We start from the raw sequence: 17,696 nt of genomic DNA, 5'->3' as shown, positions 1-17,696 counted from the left end.
ACGGTCGCGAAAGATTAACCCGGTGGTCTAGCTCAAGGGTCTAGACCACGGGTTCCGCGGGCGCTCCGGCTCAGCCCTTGAAGATCTCCACGGCGGCCTGGCAGAACGCCTTGAGGTCGTCGGGCTTGCGGCTGGTGACGAGCGTGTTGGGGCCGTTCCGGCAGGTGACGACCTCCTCGTCGACCCAGTCGGCGGCGGCGTTGCGCAGGTCGGTCCGGAGGCTGGGCCAGGAGGTGAGCCGGCGGCCGCGCACCACGTCGGCCTCGATGAGCGTCCAGGGGGCGTGGCAGATGGCGGCGACGGGCTTGCCGGCGTCGAAGAAGCCCTTGACGAAGGCGACGGCCTTGGGCTGGATGCGCAGGAAGTCGGGGTTGGCGACGCCGCCCGGGAGGACGAGGCCGTCGAACTCGGTGTGGTCGGAGACGTCGACGGTGGTGTCGATGTCGAAGTGGTCGGCCTTGTCGAGGTGGTGGAAGCCTTGGATGCGGCCGGATTGGGTGGAGACCAGGCGGGCCTGCCCGCCGGCGTGCTCGACGGCGTGCCAGGGTTCGGTGAGCTCGACCTGTTCGGTGCCCTCGGGCGCGACCAGGAACGCGATGCTCTTTCCCTTCAGGTCGGTGGCCATGTCGGTGTCCTCTCCCTCTTTGGTCCCTCTTGGGGTCTTCATTGGGGGGACTGCCCGTCCAGGCGGGTGGTATGCAGGAAGGCATGGACGCCCTGCGTTATCGCGAGTCGGCTGCGCCGCCGGGGACGGTTTTCGCGTGCCTGTGGACGCATGGGCATCCGGCCGGGGCGCCTGCGCCGCTGGTGCAGCGCGTGGTGCCGGACGGGTGCGTGGACGTGATCTGGTGGGCGCGCCGCGCGGAGGTGATGGTGGCGGGGCCCGACACCGGGCCGATGCCGGCGAGGCTGGAGCCGGGCGAGCTGCTGGTGGGCGTGCGGCTGCGTCCCGGAACGGCGCCGCCGGTGCTGGGCGTGCCCGCGGACGCGATGCGGGACGGCAGGGTGCCGTTGCGGGAACTGTGGGGCGCGGACGCGGATCGCCTGGGCGAGGCGCTGGTGGACGCAGGGGACCGTGCCGCGGTGCTCGCGGGTGCGGTGCGCGCTCGTATGACGGAGGGGCCCGATCCGCTCGTGCCGGGTCTGATGGCGCGTCTGGAAGGGGCGTCGGTGCGCGCGGTGGCCGAGGGGCTGGGCGTGAGCGAGCGGCAGTTGCGCAGGCGTGCGCTCGCCGCGTTCGGGTACGGCCCCAAGACGTTGCAGCGGATCCTGCGTTTCCAGCGGGCGCTGGCGCTGGCGCGGGCGGGCCGGCCGCTCGCGGACGTGGCGTATGCCGCGGGCTATGCAGATCAGGCCCATATGGCCAATGAGGTGCGCGGATTGTCCGGGGCGACGATCCGGGAGCTGCTCTAGGGCGCGCTGAAACGGCCTTACAACGCCTATCAGACTTTGTCAGACCCGAGGGGCGGCCGGCAGGCCGCGGCGGCTCAGCGAGCGGCTCGCGGCCGTTGAGGGCGGAGCCCTGCCGACGTCCTCGGCTTTCAGGGTTCGAGCCTCCCGTAGGCGCGGAGGGTCTTGAGCCGTTCGACGGTGACGTACCCACGCCATTCGGGTTCGGTGACGGGCGTGAAGAACGGGAAGCCGACCGTCCAGCCGCCGTCGTCGAGCCTGGCGTCGATCAGCGCGTCGAGGTGGGCCTCGATCAGGGCGCCGTCGAAGAGGCGGGGGCCGAGGCCGCCGGGAGCGGGGGCGAAGTCGAGGGGCGAGTGGCCCTCCCCGTCCGGTTCGAGGGCGACGTGGGGGAGGAGTGCGTCGCGGACGCGTTCGAGAACGGTCTCGGCGCGTGTGCGGTCGGGCACGTGCTCCAAGAAGGTCCAGATCGCGAGGGCGTCGTAGGGGCCGGGCTCGTTGCCCTCCTTCTCCAGGTAGGCCCAGGAGTACTCGGTCGCGGGCCCGAGCCACGGGTGGTCGGCCTTCATCAGGTGCAGCAGGCCCGCCAGGGTGGCGGTGGGGTTGATGTTGGACGGCGGGTCGTCCGGGGTCTGCCACCAGGGGGCGCGCGGGGCGTCCCGTACCGTCGGCAGCACGAAGGGCACTCCCCCGTCGGGACGGGTGATGGCGGTCAGGAAGTCGCCGATCCGTTGGACGGCGGGGTCGCCGTCCAGACCCGCCTCGTGCAGGATCTCCAGGGCGTGCTGGGCGGGGACCGGCTGGCTGGCCTCGCCGCGCAGGTCGGGTTCGAGAGCGTGGCCGTAGCCGCCGTCAGGGTTCTCGTACGGTCGCAGCGCCGCCGCGACCGCCTCGACGGGGCCGCCGCGGAAGTGGTAGGCGAAGCGGTGCCGGTCGATGAGCCGCGCGTTGAGCCGGAGGAACTCCTCGGCGGCGTCCAGGTCCTCGGCGTGCAGTGTTCTGGCGTGCGGCGTTCTGGCGTTCATGGGCCTCACGCTAGTGGGGCCGGGCGCGGCGTTCTTGAAGGAAACGGACACCCGCGGGCATGTACGAACCATGATCGTCACTGTTTCACTGGCCGCCATGAGCGACCCTCTGCACGAGCATGACCGGGCCGGCGCGGCCCTGGAGGCGGTGGCCCGGGCCGCGGGCCCCTATCTGGACGGCCTGGCGGACCGTCCGGTGCACGACCGGTCCAAGGACGAGTTGATCGCCGAGCTGGACGGCCCGCTGCCGGCGGAGGGCGACGGGGGCACCGCGGCGGTGGAGCGGCTGCTGCGCGTGGGGACGGAGGCGGCCACGCACTCCTCCGGGCCGCGCTTCTTCCATTTCGTGGTGGGCGGTTCCACCCCGGCGGCGATGGCCGGGGACTGGACGGCGTCGCTGCTGGACCAGGTCGCCGGGCTGTGGCCGGCCTCGCCGCTGTCCGCACGGGTGGAGACGGTCGTGCTGCGCTGGCTGAAGGAGCTGTTCGGGCTGCCCGCCTCGTTCGGGGGCGTGCTCACGCCGAGCGCGACGTTCGCCCATGTCACGGGCCTGGCGTGCGCGCGGCACTGGTGGGCGGGGCGGCACGGGGCGGACGTCGCGTCGCAGGGTCTGGCGGGGCTGCCGCCGATGCCCGTGCTGTCCAGCGGGCTGGTGCACGTCAGCACGCGCAAGGCCCTGCAGATCCTCGGCTGCGGCCGCGACACCCTCCGCACGTTCGCGCGCGATGACGGCGGCCAGGTGGATCTGGCCGCGATGGAGTCCGCGCTGGCCGGGCTGGACGGGCGGCCCGCGGTGATCGTGGCCAACCTGGGCGAGGTGAACACCGGCGCCTCCGACCCGCTGGCCGACCTCGCCGACCTGGCGGAGCGGTACGGGGCATGGCTCCATGTGGACGGCGCGTTCGGCATGTTCGCGGCGCTGTCGCCGCGTACCGCGCATCTGGCGGCGGGCGTCGAGCGGGCCGACTCGGTCACCGCGGACGGGCACAAGTGGCTGAACGTGCCGTACGAGAGCGGTTTCTCCTTCGTCCGCGATCCGGCCGCGCTGGGCTCGGCTTTCGGCGCTTGGGGGGCGGCCTACCTGCCGGGCGCCGAGGACCCCGGGGCCGAGCGGATCAACTACAACATGCTGGGGCCGGAGTCGTCACGGCGGGCGCGGGCGTTCCCGATCTGGGCGACGCTGCGCGCCTACGGCCGCGACGGCTACCGGGAGATGGTCGAGCGGCACCTGGACGTGGCCGCGCACCTGGGCCGGCTCGTGGAGGAGGCGCCCGACCTGGAACTGCTCGCTCCCCCGCAGCTGTGCATCACGTGTTTCCGTTACCGTCCGCCGGGCGTGCCCGAGGAGCGCCTGGACGACCTGAACGCGCGTCTGGGCGAGGCCCTGCTGGCCGACGGACGGGTGTACGCGGGTACCTCCACCTACCGCGGCATGACGGTGTTCCGCCCCGCGACGCTCAACTGGCGCACGACCGAGGCCGATGTGGAACTGCTGGTGGAGGTGCTCCGCGACCTGGGCTCCCGCCTGTAGTCGCGTCAGCCGGCCCCGTCAGCGGGCGCCGGGCCAGGGGCCGGGCGGGGTGTGCTCGACGGCCTCGGTCTCGACCTTGGTGTCGTAGACGCGGAAGCCGCGGGCCTGGTAGTTGCCCAGCGCGGCGGGCGCGTCGTTGGAGCAGGTGTGCGCCCAGACCCTGGTGGTGGCCTCGCGGCCGGGCCAGCGGCCGGCCAGGTCCCAGGCGCGGGCCGCGCCGCCGGCCAGCAGGTGGCCGCCGATGCCGCGGCCCCGGAAGGCCGGCAGCAGGCCGAAGTAGGCGATCTCGACCTGCCCGGCGGCCTGCGGGTCCAGCTCGGCGTACCCGGCCGGGGTGCCGCCGACATGGGCGATCCAGGTCTCCACCCCGGGCCTCGCCAGCCAGTTCTGCCACTGCTCGTAGGTCCAGGCGAGCCGGTCGAGCCAGTACAGGTCCCCGCCGACCGCCGTGTAGAGGAAGCGGTTCAGTTCGGGCCCGGCCGGTTCCGCGCGGACGATCTCGACCGCGACCTCCGGCTCGCGCCGCGGCGGGGTCAGTTCGGCCCGGTCGCGCTGCTCCAGGTACCAGGTGGTCACGTCGACGTGCCTGATCGGCATGCGGTCCCCCCACGAACAAAAGCCGCCGTGACTCCGGCGCGCCCGCTGCGGGCGCGCCGGAGTCACGGCGGGGTGAGTACGGTCCAGGGTCGGCTGATCTCCGGCCAGGCTACTGGAACCCGGCCGGTGGCGGGTGCCGGGTCAGCCGATGGGACGGGCCGTGGGCGGGATCGGGTAGGGCAGCGCGGTGTCACCGCCGAGGAACTTGTCGACGCCGTGCGCGGCGGCGCGTCCCTCCGCGATGGCCCAGACGATCAGCGACTGGCCGCGGCCCATGTCGCCGGCGACGAAGACCCCCTCGACGCTGGTCCGGTAGTCGCCGTCGCGGACGACGTTGCCGCGCTGGTCCAGCTCCACCCCGAGCTGGTCCAGCAGCCCCTCCTTCTCCGGGCCGAGGAAGCCCATCGCGAGGGTGACCAGCTCGGCCGGGACCTCCCGCTCGGTGCCCTCGATCGGCTTGAAGCCGGTCTCGGGGCCGCCGACCTCCACCAGCTTGAGCGCGCGGACGCGGCCGTCCGCGTCGCCCAGGAACTCGGTGGTGGACGCCGCGTACACCCGGTCGCCGCCCAGGTCGGCGAGCTCCTCGTGGGCGCTCTCCATCTTGAACAGCATCGGATAGGTCGGCCACGGCTGGGAGCCGGGCCGGGTCCGCGGCGGCTGCGGCATGATCTCCAGCTGGGTGACCGACTTCGCGCCCTGCCGGATCGCGGTGCCGATGCAGTCGGCGCCGGTGTCGCCGCCGCCGATGACCACCACGTGCCTGCCCTCGGCGGAGATCGGCGACTCGGCGAGGTCGCCCTCCTGCACCTTGTTGGCCGGGGGCAGGTACTCCATCGCCTGGTGGATGCCGTCGAGCTCGCGGCCGGGCGCGTTCAGGTCGCGCCAGGCGGTGGCGCCGCCGGCCAGCACGACCGCGTCGTACCGCTCGCGCAGCTCGTCGGCGGTGATGTCGACGCCGACGTTCACCGAGGTCTTGAAGTCGGTGCCCTCGGCGCGCATCTGCGCGACCCGCCGGTCGACGTGCCGCTTCTCCATCTTGAACTCGGGAATGCCGTAGCGCAGCAGGCCGCCGACGCGGTCGGCGCGCTCGTACACCCGGACGTCGTGCCCGGCGCGGGTGAGCTGCTGCGCGGCGGCCAGGCCCGCGGGCCCGGAGCCGACCACGGCCACCTTCTTCCCGGTGCGGACGCGGGGCGGCTGCGGCCGCACCCAGCCCTCCGCCCAGGCCCGGTCGATGATCTCGACCTCGACCCGCTTGATCGTCACCGGGTCCTGGTTGATGCCCAGCACGCACGCGCTCTCGCACGGCGCCGGGCACAGCCGGCCGGTGAACTCGGGGAAGTTGTTGGTGGCGTGCAGCCGTTCGATCGCCTCGGCCCAGTCCTTGCGGTGGACCAGGTCGTTCCACTCGGGGATGAGGTTGCCCAGCGGGCAGCCCTGGTGGCAGAACGGGATGCCGCAGTCCATGCAGCGGCTCGCCTGCTTCTCCAGCCGGTCCTTGCCGAAGTCCTCGTAGACCTCCGACCAGCTCTTGATGCGCACGTCGACCGGGCGCCGCTTGGGGAGCTCACGCTGTACGGTCAGGAAACCCTTCGGGTCGGCCATATCTGGAGTCCCCCCTTTCAGCTCTGCGCGGCGGCCATGATGGCCTCGTCGACGTCCCGGCCCTCGGCCTCGGCCTTGGCCTTGGCCTCCAGGACGCGCCGGTAGTCCCGCGGCATGATCTTGGTGAAGCGGCCGGCGGCGCCGTCCCAGTCGGCCAGCAGCTTCTCGGCGACCGTGGACCCGGTCTCGGCCAGGTGCCGTTCCACCAGGCCGCGGACGAAGGCGGCGTCCGCGGCGGTGAGCGGCTCCAGGTCGACCATCTCGGGATTGACCCGTTCGGCGACCAGGTCGAGAACGTAGGCGATGCCGCCGGACATTCCCGCGGCCAGGTTGCGGCCGGTGCCGCCCAGGATCACCGCGCGGCCGCCGGTCATGTACTCGCAGGCGTGGTCGCCGGCGCCCTCGACGACGGCGGTGGCGCCGGAGTTGCGCACGCAGAACCGCTCGCCGACCACGCCGCGGGCGAACAGCTCGCCCGAGGTGGCGCCGTACAGGATCACGTTGCCGCCGATGATCTGCTCCTCGGCGGCGAACGCGGCGTCCGCCTGCGGCCGCACCGTGATGCGCCCGCCCGACAGGCCCTTGCCGACGTAGTCGTTGGCGTCGCCGACCAGCCGCAGCGTGATGCCGCGCGGCACGAACGCGCCGAAGGAGTTGCCCGCCGACCCGGTGAAGGTGACGTCGATGGTGTCGTCGGGCAGACCCTCGCCGCCCCACTTCTTGGTCACCTCGTGGCCCAGCATGGTGCCGACGGTGCGGTTGACGTTGCGGATCGGCAGGTCCAGCCGGACCTTGTCGCCGAACGCGATCGCGCCCTCGGCGAGCTGGATCAGCGTGTTGTCGAGCGCCTTCTCCAGCCCGTGGTCCTGGACGGTGGTGCGGTGCAGCGCCGCGCCCGGTGCCAGGTCCGGACGGTGCAGGATCGGCGCCAGGTCCAGCCCGCCCGCCTTCCAGTGCTCGACCGCGCGCCGGGTGTCGATCATCTCGACGTGCCCGATGGCCTCGTCCAGCGACCGGAACCCCAGCGCGGCCAGGTACTCGCGGACCTCCTCGGCGATGAACTCGAAGAAGTTCACCACGAACTCGGCCTTGCCGGTGAACCGCTCGCGCAGCACCGGGTTCTGGGTGGCCACGCCGACCGGGCAGGTGTCCAGGTGGCAGACCCGCATCATCACGCAGCCGGACACCACCAGCGGCGCGGTGGCGAAGCCGTACTCCTCGGCGCCCAGCAGCGCCGCGATGACCACGTCCCGGCCGGTCTTCATCTGCCCGTCGGTCTGCACCACGATCCGGTCGCGCAGGCCGTTGAGCAGCAGCGTCTGCTGGGTCTCGGCCAGGCCGAGCTCCCAGGGCGTGCCGGCGTGCTTGAGCGAGGTCAGCGGGGACGCGCCGGTGCCGCCGTCGTGCCCGGAGATCAGCACCACGTCGGCGTGCGCCTTGGACACCCCGGCCGCGACCGTGCCGACGCCGACCTCCGCGACCAGCTTCACGTGCACCCGGGCGGCCGGGTTGGCGTTCTTCAGGTCGTGGATGAGCTGCGCCAGGTCCTCGATCGAGTAGATGTCGTGGTGCGGCGGCGGCGAGATCAGGCCCACGCCCGGGGTGGAGTGCCGGGTCTTGGCGATCCACGGGTAGACCTTGTGGCCGGGCAGCTGCCCGCCCTCGCCGGGCTTGGCGCCCTGCGCCATCTTGATCTGGATGTCGTCGGAGTTGGTCAGGTACTCCGAGGTCACCCCGAACCGGCCGGAGGCCACCTGCTTGATCGCGCTGCGCCGCAGGTCGCCGTTCTCGTCGGGGCTGAACCGCTCGGCGTCCTCGCCGCCCTCGCCGGTGTTGGACTTGCCGCCCAGCCGGTTCATCGCGATCGCGAGGGTCTCGTGCGCCTCCGCCGAGATCGACCCGTAGGACATCGCGCCGGTGGAGAACCGCTTGACGATCTCCGCGGCCGGCTCGACCTCCTCGATCGGCACCGGCGGCCGCTCGCCCTCGCGCAGCTCGAACAGGCCGCGCAGCGTCATCAGCGCCTCGGCCTGGGAGTCCACCAAGGAGGTGTACTCCTTGAAGATCTCGTACCGGCGGGTCCGGGTGGCGTGCTGGAGCTTGAACACCGTGTCCGGGTTGAACAGGTGCTTCTCGCCCTCGCGCCGCCACTGGTACTCGCCGCCGACCTCCAGGGTGCGGTGCGGCGCCTCGTTGCCGCCCGGCGGGTAGGCGCGGCGGTGCCGCTCGGCGACCTCGCGGGCCAGCACGTCGAAGCCGACGCCGCCCAGCCGGGAGGTGGTGCCGGTGAAGCAGCGGCCGACGACGTCCTCGCCGAGGCCGATGGCCTCGAAGATCTGCGCGCCGGTGTAGGAGGCGACCGTGGACACCCCCATCTTGGACATGACCTTCAGCACGCCCTTGCCGTACGCCTTGATCAGGTTCCGGACCGCGGCGGCCGGGTCCAGTCCCTCGACGGCGCCGGTGGCGATGAGGTCCTCGATGGTCTCCAGCGCCAGGTACGGGTTGATCGCGGACGCGCCGTACCCGATCAGCAGCGCCATGTGGTGGCACTCGCGGGCCTCGCCGGTCTCCAGCACCAGGCCGACCTGGGTGCGGGTCTTCTCCCGGATCAGGTGGTGGTGCACCGCGGCGGTGAGCAGCAGCGACGGGATCGCGGCGCGGGAGGCGTCCGAGCCGCGGTCCGACAGGACGATGATCCGCGCGCCCTGCCCGTCGACGCCGGCGATCGCGCGGGACACCTCGGCGCAGATCTCCTCCAGCCGGTGCTCCAGGGCCTCGCCGCCGCCGGCGACGTCGTACAGGCCCTGCACCACGTGGGCCCGCAGGTGCGGCAGGTCGCCCTCGTCATCGATATGGATGATCTTGGAGAGCTCGTCGTTGCCCAGGATCGGGGTGGGCAGCACCAGCCGCCGGCACGACTCCGGCCCCGGCTCCAGCAGGTTGCCCTCCGGGCCGAGCGTGGACTGCAGCGAGGTCACCAGCTCCTCCCGGATCGCGTCCAGCGGCGGGTTGGTGACCTGCGCGAACTGCTGCTTGAAGTAGTCGAACAGCAGCCGGGGGCGCTCGGAGAGCACCGCGATGGGGGTGTCGGTGCCCATCGACCCGATGGGCTCGGCGCCGCTGCGCGCCATCGGGGTCAGGATGATCCGCTGCTCTTCGAGCGTGTAGCCGAACGCCTGCTGCCGCTTGACCAGCGTCTCGTGGGTGGGGATCTCCCGCTCGCGCTGCGGCAGCTCCTCGAACCGCACCAGACCCTCGTGCAGCCACTCCTCGTACGGGTGCGCGGCCGCCAGCTCGGCCTTGACCTCGTCGTCCTCGACGATCCGGCCGGCCGCGGTGTCCACCAGGAAGATCTTGCCGGGCTGCAGGCGGCCCTTGCGGACGACCTTGCCGGCCGGGATGTCCAGCACGCCGGCCTCGCTGGCCAGCACCACGAAGCCCTCGTCGGTCACCCAGTACCGGCCGGGGCGCAGCCCGTTGCGGTCCAGGACGGCGCCGACGACGGTGCCGTCGGTGAAGGTCACGCTGGCGGGGCCGTCCCAGGCCTCCATCAGCGTGGAGTGGAACTCGTAGAAGGCCCGGCGGGCCGGGTCCATCTCGGTGTGGTTCTCCCACGCCTCCGGGATCATCATCAGCACCGCGTGCGGCAGCGACCGCCCGCCCAGGTGCAGCATCTCCAGGCACTCGTCGAAGGAGGCGGTGTCGCTGGCCTCGATGTCGATCACCGGGTAGATCCGGGACAGGTCGCCGGGGATCAGGTCCGACTTCAGCAGCGCCTCGCGGGCCCGCATCCAGTTCCGGTTGCCCTTGACGGTGTTGATCTCGCCGTTGTGCGCGATGAACCGGTACGGGTGGGCCAGCTCCCAGGCCGGGAAGGTGTTGGTGGAGAACCGCGAGTGCACCAGCGCGATCGCGCTGGTGAACCGGCGGTCCGACAGGTCGGGGAAGAACGGCTCCAGCTGGGGGGTGGTCAGCATCCCCTTGTAGACCATCGTCCGGCTCGACAGGCTCGGGAAGTAGACGGCGACGTCCTGCTCGGCGCGCTCGCGCATGCAGAACACCGCGCGGTCCAGCTCCAGCCCGGCCTTGCCGGCGTGCGGGCCGTCCTCGGCGGGGGCGACGAACAGTTGCGCGAAGTGCGGCATGGCCCTGCGCGCCGCGGGGCCGGAGAAGTGCGGGTCGTGCGGCAGCTCGCGCCAGCCCAGGACCGCCAGGCCCTCCTCGGCGCACAGCAGCTCGACGTGCGCGACCGTGGCGACGCGCTCGCCGGCGTCCGCCGGGAGGAAGGCGATGCCCGCCGCGTACCCGCCCGCCTGGGGCAGTGCGAAGTCGCAGACCTCGCGGAAGAAGGCGTCGGGGACCTGGACCATGATGCCCACGCCGTCGCCGTCGTCGGGCTCGGCGCCCACCGCGCCGCGGTGGTCCAGGTTCTTCAGGACGGTCAGGGCGTTCTGAATGATGTCGTGGCTCTTGCGACCGTGCAGGTCGGCCACCATGCCTACACCGCAGGCGTCGTGCTCGTTGGCCCGGTCGTAGAGCCCCTGGTTCTGAGGCAGGCCCGGTCCGAGGGCAGCAGCAGCCATCAACCCTCCCGTCGTCGTTCGTGTCACTGCTTCGATGACTTGATGTCAATGTCGATGTCAGTGCAGTCTCGGGACGACGCTGGCCCTACTGCGGCGTGAAGACATTACCCCACTGTCGGGAACATGCCCGAGTGCACCAGTTCGCGAAACTTCCCGCGTCAACCCCGGAGCAACGAGCCCTTGAGTGGTTTAGACCAGGATACCGGGCATATTTTTCGCCAAATCGCCCTGACCTCGGTGATCATCCTCACGGTGAGGGCATGTTTACCCCGTTACGCACGAAACATGCGCGCAATCGGGAGGGACCTCGTCCCGCCCGCCGGCGGCGGTCCTCAGGAGCGCTCGGGGGTGGCCTTGGCCGCGCGTCCCAGCGCCGACCGCGCCTTCCCGCCCTCGATGAGCAGGGACAGGAGCGTCTCGTCCTGCGCGTCGCCCTGGCCGTCCAGGCGCTGCGTCCACGCCAGCACGGCGTAGTGCCCCACCGCCAGGCCGCGCGCCATCGAGAAGCCCTGGCCGAACCGGTCCAGCGGCGCCTCCGCCTCCAGCGGGCGGACGAACCCGCCACCGGTGCCCAGCGCCCCGACCAGGCGGTCCGCGTCCTGCTTGCCGGCCAGGTTGAACACCGCGACCGTCAGCGCGTAGCCCTTTGCCGCGTCACCGCCGGAGGAGGCGTACATCCCCCGCACCGCCTGCGTGCACTGGCCGCGGCGCAACTCCTGGCCGATGCCCGAACCCCAGACGGCCGCCGCGCAGTCACCGTCAAGCCGCTTGCCCTTCAGTGAGATTTTCACCTCGGCGTCCGGCGCCTGGACGGTCAGCGCCTGGGCCGACTCCGGGAACGCCTCCTGGATCGTCAGCGGCGCGGAGTCCCGGGCGCGCTGCTCGATCGCCGCGAACGCCGCGGTGGACGGCGAGTGAGAGTAGGACGACGGCGACAGGCCGCTCTCCGCGGGCCGTCCGGCGGCCGTCCCGCCCGCCGGGCGCGCCGGCGGCTCCTCGCCGCCCGTGACCAGCACGACCAGCAGGACCAGGGCCAGCACCAGCCCGAGCCCGCCGGCCGCGAAAAAGTAGATCTTGGGCGACAGCCCGCTCACCCCGCTCAGCACGCCTGGGAACTTCGAGAACGTCCCCTTCTTACCTGGCGTACCGGGGTCGTCGGACCGGAACGGCCTGCCCGGCCGTCCCGGCCCGCCCTGCCCGGACGGGCGCGCGGGGCCGCGTCCAGGCCTGCCGGCGGCGCGCTTGGACGGTCCCCCGCGAGGTCGTCCACGATCGCCGCGCGCTTCGTCGAACTCACGCGGACCGGTCGTGCCGGGGGGCGCCTCGGCGGGGTGCTCGGCGAGAGCGGGGGGCGGCGGGGCCGCGGACTTGCGCTTCTTCGGCTTCGGCCTCTTCGGGGCCTTCGGCGGCTTGGACGGCTCCTGTGGGCCGCCGCGCCGGCGAGGGTCGCGGCCGCCCGGTTGCGGCGCCGGCCGCTTCGGGCCACCGTCGGGCGTGCCCTGACCGCCGCCCCGGGGCCCGCCCAGCCTGGCCCGCGGACGGGGCGCGCGCTGCGGCCCGCCGTCCCGCGGCCCGGCGGAACGATCCACATCCTGGCCGCGCGGCCGAGGACCCCGCGGCTCGGGAGCCTCCGGCTCGGGCGCACGGGGCCTCGGGACGCCCGGACGCTGGGGCCCCTTGGGCCCGCCGCCTCGCCCCTCGGACGTGCGGGGCCGCGGGACGCGCCCGCGCGGCGGCTCGTTCCGGTCTCGCGGGCCGGGCTCGGGAGCGGCCGCCCGGGGGTCCACCGGCCCTCTACGGCGCTGCTGGGGCGCGCCACGGCCCGCCTGGGGCCTGGGGCCCGTACGGCGGGGGGCCTGTCCGCGTTCTTCCTGTGGGCCGCGTCGGCGGGGTTCGTTCCGGTCCACGGGGGCGCGGGCTAACGCACGCTCTGGCGGTGGCCCGGCGGGGCCGGCGCGGCGGGCGGGGCGGGCGCGATCAACGCGGGGTCCCGTCGGCCAGCTCCAGCCGGCCCCAGACGAAGTCGGCGGGCTTCTCGATGGCCAGGCTCGCGTCGATCATCTCGTTGAGCGAGGCGGGCTGGGCGCCGCCCGCGCGCTGCACCCACGTGACGATCGCGTAGTGGCCGTAGGCCTGCGCGTAGGCGGCGCTGAAGCCGGAGCGGAACTCGGGGGCGCCCTTCGCGGTCAGCGGGAACACGAAGCCCGCCCCGACGCCCGGGTCGAGGTCGCGCACGATCTGCTCGGCGCCCTCCTGGCTCGCCAGGTTGATCGCGATGAACTGGCCGACGTGCCCGCGGTCCTGGCTCACGTACGCGCCGCGCGCGATCTGCGAGCACTGGTACTTGGCCAGGTCGCCCTGCAGGCGCTGCCCCCAGGTGACGGACTTGCAGTCGTTCGCCAGCTGCGAGGCGGCCAGGGTGAAGGAGTACTTCTGGTAGGCGACGGTCTTGACGTCCCCGGGGAACGCCTCGCCCTGGGTGATCGGCCGCTGGTCGGCGCTGCGCTGGGCCAGCTTGGCCATGTCCTTGTCGGCCATCTGCGGCGTGTAGGCGACCGGGGAGAGCCGCGCCCCGTTGCCGGGGGCGCCGGACGCCTTCTCGTCGCCGCCGCCGAGGACGAGGAATCCGGCCACGCCCGCCGCCGCCAGGACCACCACGGCGACCACCGCGATGATGAGCGGAGTCCGGGAGCGGGAGGACGAGGACTTGGACTTGGCGCGCCGGCCGGGTCCGTCCTTGCCGTCCTTCTTGTCCTCCGGCCAGAAGTCCTGCCCGCCGTCGGGGCGCGATGCCTGTGATTCACCTGTGTCACGAGCCTCGATCACAGTCCGGGAGCTTAGCGGTCCCGGTCCCCCTCGCGCGGCCAAAAGGCCGTTTCGCCCAGATTCCTGGGAAACCGTACGGCTTTGCCGAGGTCACACGCCGCTGGAGCCGATCAGCGAGCCCACACCGTAGGTGATGGCGGCGGCCGCGGCGCCGAACGCCAGCTGCCGCAGCCCGCCGAACCACCACGGGCGGGTGGTCACCTTGGACACCAGCGCCCCGGCGAGGAACAGCCCGAGCGCGGCGATCACCGCCGCGGGCCACAGCGACCCGGAGCCGAACAGGTAGGGCAGCACCGGCAGCACGGCCCCGGCCGCGAACGACAGGAACGACGCCCCCGCCGCCAGCACCGGCGAAGGCAGCTCGCCCGGCGCCACGCCCAACTCCTCGCGGGCGTGCGTCTCCAGGGCCTCGTCCGGGTCGCGCGACAGCTGCCGGGCGACCTCGGCGGCCAGCTCGGGGTCGACGCCGCGGCCGACGAAGACCTCGGCCAGCTCCTGCTGCTCGGCGCGCGGATGCCGGGCCAGCTCCAGCCGTTCCACCTCGATCTCGGCCTCGGCCAGCTCCGACTGGGACGCGACGGAGATGTACTCCCCCGCCGCCATCGAGAAAGCGCCCGCGGCCAGGCCCGCCAGCCCGGCCAGCAGCACCACCCGCTGCCCCGGCTGGCCGCCCGAGACACCGGCGATCAGCGCGAAGTTGGACACCAGCCCGTCCATGGCGCCGAACACCGCGGGCCGCAGCCAGCCGCCGGTGACGTCACGGTGCTGGTGATGCCTCTCCGCGGTCATCCGGGCCCCCTCGTCCCGCCGCCGCTGCGGCTACTTCGGGTCCTTGACGGGCTCCTCTTCGCCCGCACCGGCCCGGTCCTCGTCGGCGGCGCCGTCCGCGCCGCCGTCCTCGGCGGCGGAGTCCACCCGAGTGCCATTCTCACCGGTCGCCGGGGCCGGGTCGGCACCGGGGTCCTCGGCAGGGCGGTCGGCAGGGTCGTCCGCGGGGTCGTCCTGGGGAGCGGGGTCGTCGGCGGTGCTCGCCTCGCCCTTCGGCTCGCTCTCCGGCTCGTCCCCCGGCTCGTCCCCCGGCTCGGCCTCGGTTTCGCTCTTCGCCTCGTCTTCCGGCTCGTTCCCGGGCTCGTTCCCGGGGGCCTGGTCGGGTTCGGGCTTCGGCTCTTCCTCGGCGACCGGCTCGTCCTCGGCGGCCTTGCTCACGTCGGCCTTGCTCACGTCGACCTTGGTCTCGGACGCGCCCGTGGACGACCCCGCGGCCTCGCTCGCGGCCGCCGGCTCGGGCTCGGCCTTGGGCTCCTCGGCCTTGGGCTCCTCGGGCTCGGGCGTCTCGCCGGCGCCCGCGCCGACCTTCTCGGGGCCGGTCCGGTTGCGGGCCCAGTAGATGTAGCCCACCGCGCCGAGGAAGACGATCAGCGCGGTCCAGTCGTTCAGGCGCATGCCCAGGATCTGGTGCGCGTCGTCGATGCGCAGCCATTCGATCCAGAACCGTCCGACGGTGTAGCCGGCCACGTAGAGGGCGAACGCGCGGCCGTGGGTCAGCTTGTAGCGCTTGGCGGCCCAGATGACCAGGACGGCGACTCCCACGCACCACAGCGACTCGTACAGGAACGCCGGGTGGTAGGTGGCGATGTCGGCGTACTTGGGGTCGAGGCTGCCGTCCTCGAGCCGGGGCCGGTGCGCCTGGTCGATCTCCAGGGCCCAGAACGTGTCCAGCGGCCGGCCGTACAGCTCCTGGTTCCAGTAGTTGCCCCAGCGGCCGATGGCCTGTCCGAGCGCGATGCCCGGCGCCACCGCGTCGCCCAGCGCGGCCACCGACACCCCGTGCCGGCGGCAGCCGATGAACGCGCCGACCCCGCCCAGCAGGACGGCGCCCCAGATGCCCAGGCCGCCCTCCCAGATCTTCAGGGCGTCCACCGGGTTCCTGCCGTCGCCGAAGTACCGCTGGTAGTCGGTGATCACGTGGTAGAGCCGGCCGCCGATCAGCCCGAACGGGACCGCCCACACGGCGATGTCGATGATCACACCGGGGGTGCCGCCCTTGGCGGCCCAGCGCCGCTCGCCCAGCCACACGGCGACGACGATGCCGATAATGATCATGAGGGCGTAGGCGCGGATCGGGACGAAGCCCAGATGCCAGACGCCCTGGGACGGACTCGGGATGAAGGCCACCGGCTGCATGGGCGATGACGTTACCGTCTCCGGCGGGGCGCTTGCTCCACGGACGGGCAGAGCGGCGATCACATTTCAGCCGTGACGGGCGTCGTGGATCGCGCGTTCCAGCAGCACCGGACGGCGGAGGTGGGTGGACGGATCCAGCGGCATGCCGTCGAGGAAGGCCGCTGGAACGTTCCGGACACCGCGGGTGTCGATCGCGTAACGGGTCATCCGCGCGACCAGGCCCGCCCGCTCGCCGCCGATGACGCAGGAGGTGAAGGCGCGTCCGGTGATGCCGGTGCCGGCGGCCAGCTCGACCAGCCGCCGCGAGGGGATGGCGGGCGTGCCCTGCGGCGGCTGATGGGCGAAGAGCGCGTCATGGTACGGGTACCAGGTCCGCGCGGGGGCGCAGAGCGCCGCGTTCGCGGCGCCGGACCCGGCGGCGCCGTCCGGCGCGGCGGGAGCGTCCGGCACTCCGGGATCGGCGGACGCGGCGGGCGTCACGGGAAGCGACCCGGGGTCGACGCCGGTCGGCTGCGGCTCGCCGTTCCCCTCGGCCGGCAGTTCGATCGCGCGGTAGACGACCCGGACCCGGCCGCGCGAGGCCAGCCGCTTGATCGTGGGACCGACGGCGTCCTCCACGGCCTTGCAGTCCGGGCACCGGTAGTCGGTGAAGACCTCCAGCAGCGGCGCGCTCTCATCGCCCCAGACGACCACGGACGAGCCGTCCGCGGCGCGGGTCACCGGCGGCGGCGGCCCGTCGAACCCGGTTTCGACCGCGGCGCCGGGATCGCCGTCCGGGCCGCGCAGCCCGGCCAGGACGGCCGGAACGGTCGCGATCACCACGGCGGCCGCCAGCACGGCGAACAGCCGGCGGCGGCCCTCCCTGGCGGGCCGCGACCGATGGCCCGCGCGTGGCGGCAACGTGCTCATCGTCCCCCCGATCGATGCGCGTGCACGCAGGTCGAGGCTAACGAAGCGGGCCCGCTGCGGAAGGCATCCGCCGGTGAAGAGAGCGCAAAACGCCGGGCGCCGCGGACCCGTCCGGCGGATCCGCGGCGCCCGGCGAGCACCGGCCGTGCGCTACTTGGCGCCCTTGGCGTCGTTGACGGCCTTCTGCAGTGACGCCGGGTCGCCGAGCTCGTTCTCCAGCTTGCGGCCGTCCAGGAAGACGGTCGGGGTGCTGTTGACCTTGCGGGTCTCCAGCGCGTACTTGGTCATCGAGTCGACCTGCGGCTTCTTCTGCTGGTCGGTGACGCACTTCTCGAAGCCGGCGTCGGTCACGCCGACGTCCTTGCCCCAGGCGACCAGGTCCTTGGGCGCGAAGCCCTCCGAGCCCTCCTGCGGCTGGAACTTGAACAGCGCGTCGTGGTAGGAGAGCCACTTGTCGGCCGGGACGCACAGCGCGGCCGCCGCCGACCGCAGCGAGTTGGTCTTGATCGGGTCGCGCTGCTCGCCGAACAGGTGGAACGGGTAGTAGACGACCTTGACCTTGCCCTCGGCGGCCAGTTCCTTGGCCGTCTTGCCGGTGGAGTCCTCGAACTGCTTGCAGGCCGGGCACTGGAAGTCCTCGAAGATCTCCAGCACCGGGGCGGTGACGCCCGGCTTGGCCATCACGATCGAGCCGTCGGCCTGCCGGCTGAGCGGGGCCTGCGGACCGGTGTAGGGGGCGGCGGTCTGGTCCCGCTTGCCCCGCTGGTCCAGGACGATCACGGTGACCACCACGACCAGCGCGACCGCGACCACCGCGCCGAGCACGGCGGCCAGCAGCCGCCGTTGCTTAGCGCGGGCCGCCTGGCGCTTGCGCTCGGAGGCCAGCCGCTCGCGCGCGGTCCGCTCTCGTGCGGCCTTGCTCATGTGGATCTCTCCTATGGGGACGCCGCGCGGGCTCGACGCCGCGCGGCCGTAACCGGCCGAGCCTGGGTCGGCAGGGCCCGAGTCGACATGGTCATGGTC

At 73.0% G+C, this 17,696-nt stretch carries 13 protein-coding genes; 2 read left to right on the top strand and 11 right to left on the bottom strand.

The genetic code is table 11. From position 1 onward, the window contains the following. Nucleotides 1-70: 70 nt before the first annotated feature. A complete protein-coding gene (locus ABD340_RS07900; protein WP_344587929.1) occupies nt 71-625 on the bottom strand; it encodes a type 1 glutamine amidotransferase domain-containing protein in 555 nt (184 codons plus the stop codon). Between the two features lie 71 nt (nt 626-696). On the opposite strand from ABD340_RS07900, the gene ABD340_RS07895 reads away from it, so the two are divergent. After that, nucleotides 697-1,413 (top strand): helix-turn-helix domain-containing protein, encoded by a 717-nt coding sequence (locus ABD340_RS07895; protein WP_344587928.1) that lies wholly within the window; start codon nt 697-699, stop codon nt 1,411-1,413. Between the two features lie 128 nt (nt 1,414-1,541). Here ABD340_RS07895 and ABD340_RS07890 read toward each other — a convergent pair whose 3' ends face one another. Further along, a complete protein-coding gene (locus tag ABD340_RS07890) occupies nt 1,542-2,435 on the bottom strand; it encodes a hypothetical protein (RefSeq protein ID WP_344587927.1) in 894 nt (297 codons plus the stop codon). Nucleotides 2,436-2,532: 97 nt separating this feature from the next. On the opposite strand from ABD340_RS07890, the gene ABD340_RS07885 reads away from it, so the two are divergent. Beyond that, the gene (locus ABD340_RS07885) at nt 2,533-3,966 is read left to right on the top strand and encodes a pyridoxal phosphate-dependent decarboxylase family protein (RefSeq protein WP_344587926.1); all 1,434 of its coding nucleotides are present in this window, start codon (nt 2,533-2,535) and stop codon (nt 3,964-3,966) included. Nucleotides 3,967-3,984: 18 nt separating this feature from the next. Here ABD340_RS07885 and ABD340_RS07880 read toward each other — a convergent pair whose 3' ends face one another. From ABD340_RS07880 to ABD340_RS07840, 9 genes are all read right to left on the bottom strand, one after another. Continuing rightward, the gene (locus tag ABD340_RS07880) at nt 3,985-4,563 is read right to left on the bottom strand and encodes a GNAT family N-acetyltransferase (protein ID WP_344587925.1); all 579 of its coding nucleotides are present in this window, start codon (nt 4,561-4,563) and stop codon (nt 3,985-3,987) included. A gap of 141 nt (nt 4,564-4,704) precedes the next feature. After that, complete coding sequence (locus ABD340_RS07875) at nt 4,705-6,168, bottom strand: glutamate synthase subunit beta (protein WP_344587924.1); 1,464 nt, start codon at nt 6,166-6,168, stop codon at nt 4,705-4,707. A gap of 17 nt (nt 6,169-6,185) precedes the next feature. Then, nucleotides 6,186-10,754, bottom strand: a complete 4,569-nt coding sequence (gene gltB, locus ABD340_RS07870) for a glutamate synthase large subunit (protein ID WP_344587923.1) — start codon at nt 10,752-10,754, stop codon at nt 6,186-6,188. Between the two features lie 332 nt (nt 10,755-11,086). Beyond that, complete coding sequence (locus ABD340_RS07865) at nt 11,087-12,343, bottom strand: hypothetical protein (protein WP_344587922.1); 1,257 nt, start codon at nt 12,341-12,343, stop codon at nt 11,087-11,089. Between the two features lie 388 nt (nt 12,344-12,731). Further along, nucleotides 12,732-13,580: a hypothetical protein gene (locus ABD340_RS07860; protein WP_344587920.1), complete on the bottom strand. Its 849-nt coding sequence runs from the start codon at nt 13,578-13,580 to the stop codon at nt 12,732-12,734. A gap of 90 nt (nt 13,581-13,670) precedes the next feature. Then, on the bottom strand, nt 13,671-14,369 hold the full coding sequence (locus ABD340_RS07855) for a VIT1/CCC1 transporter family protein (protein ID WP_344587919.1): 699 nt from the start codon (nt 14,367-14,369) through the stop codon (nt 13,671-13,673). Between the two features lie 30 nt (nt 14,370-14,399). After that, on the bottom strand, nt 14,400-15,764 hold the full coding sequence (lgt, locus tag ABD340_RS07850; RefSeq protein WP_344587918.1) for a prolipoprotein diacylglyceryl transferase: 1,365 nt from the start codon (nt 15,762-15,764) through the stop codon (nt 14,400-14,402). A gap of 66 nt (nt 15,765-15,830) precedes the next feature. Beyond that, nucleotides 15,831-16,673: a DsbA family protein gene (locus ABD340_RS07845; protein ID WP_344587917.1), complete on the bottom strand. Its 843-nt coding sequence runs from the start codon at nt 16,671-16,673 to the stop codon at nt 15,831-15,833. A 150-nt stretch (nt 16,674-16,823) separates the two neighbouring features. After that, the gene (locus tag ABD340_RS07840) at nt 16,824-17,597 is read right to left on the bottom strand and encodes a DsbA family protein (RefSeq protein WP_344587916.1); all 774 of its coding nucleotides are present in this window, start codon (nt 17,595-17,597) and stop codon (nt 16,824-16,826) included. Between the last annotated feature and the right edge of the window lie 99 nt (nt 17,598-17,696).

The sequence above is a fragment of the Actinomadura vinacea genome, assembly GCF_039532545.1.
GTDB lineage: Bacteria > Actinomycetota > Actinomycetes > Streptosporangiales > Streptosporangiaceae > Spirillospora > Spirillospora vinacea.
Note: the sequence above shows the minus strand (reverse complement) of the source record. Positions and strands in the feature narration are given on the sequence as shown.

Bases quoted from the DNA above. Each gene is read 5' to 3' on its own strand.
- ABD340_RS07840 (WP_344587916.1), bottom strand. From the start codon at position 17,597: ATGAGCAAGGCCGCACGAGAGCGGACCGCGCGCGAGCGGCTGGCCTCC.
- ABD340_RS07890 (WP_344587927.1), bottom strand. From the start codon at position 2,435: ATGAACGCCAGAACGCCGCACGCCAGAACACTGCACGCCGAGGACCTG.
- gltB (WP_344587923.1), bottom strand. From the start codon at position 10,754: ATGGCTGCTGCTGCCCTCGGACCGGGCCTGCCTCAGAACCAGGGGCTC.
- ABD340_RS07900 (WP_344587929.1), bottom strand. From the start codon at position 625: ATGGCCACCGACCTGAAGGGAAAGAGCATCGCGTTCCTGGTCGCGCCC.
- ABD340_RS07875 (WP_344587924.1), bottom strand. From the start codon at position 6,168: ATGGCCGACCCGAAGGGTTTCCTGACCGTACAGCGTGAGCTCCCCAAG.
- ABD340_RS07885 (WP_344587926.1), top strand. From the start codon at position 2,533: ATGAGCGACCCTCTGCACGAGCATGACCGGGCCGGCGCGGCCCTGGAG.
- lgt (WP_344587918.1), bottom strand. From the start codon at position 15,764: ATGCAGCCGGTGGCCTTCATCCCGAGTCCGTCCCAGGGCGTCTGGCAT.
- ABD340_RS07855 (WP_344587919.1), bottom strand. From the start codon at position 14,369: ATGACCGCGGAGAGGCATCACCAGCACCGTGACGTCACCGGCGGCTGG.
- ABD340_RS07845 (WP_344587917.1), bottom strand. From the start codon at position 16,673: ATGAGCACGTTGCCGCCACGCGCGGGCCATCGGTCGCGGCCCGCCAGG.
- ABD340_RS07895 (WP_344587928.1), top strand. From the start codon at position 697: ATGCAGGAAGGCATGGACGCCCTGCGTTATCGCGAGTCGGCTGCGCCG.
- ABD340_RS07880 (WP_344587925.1), bottom strand. From the start codon at position 4,563: ATGCCGATCAGGCACGTCGACGTGACCACCTGGTACCTGGAGCAGCGC.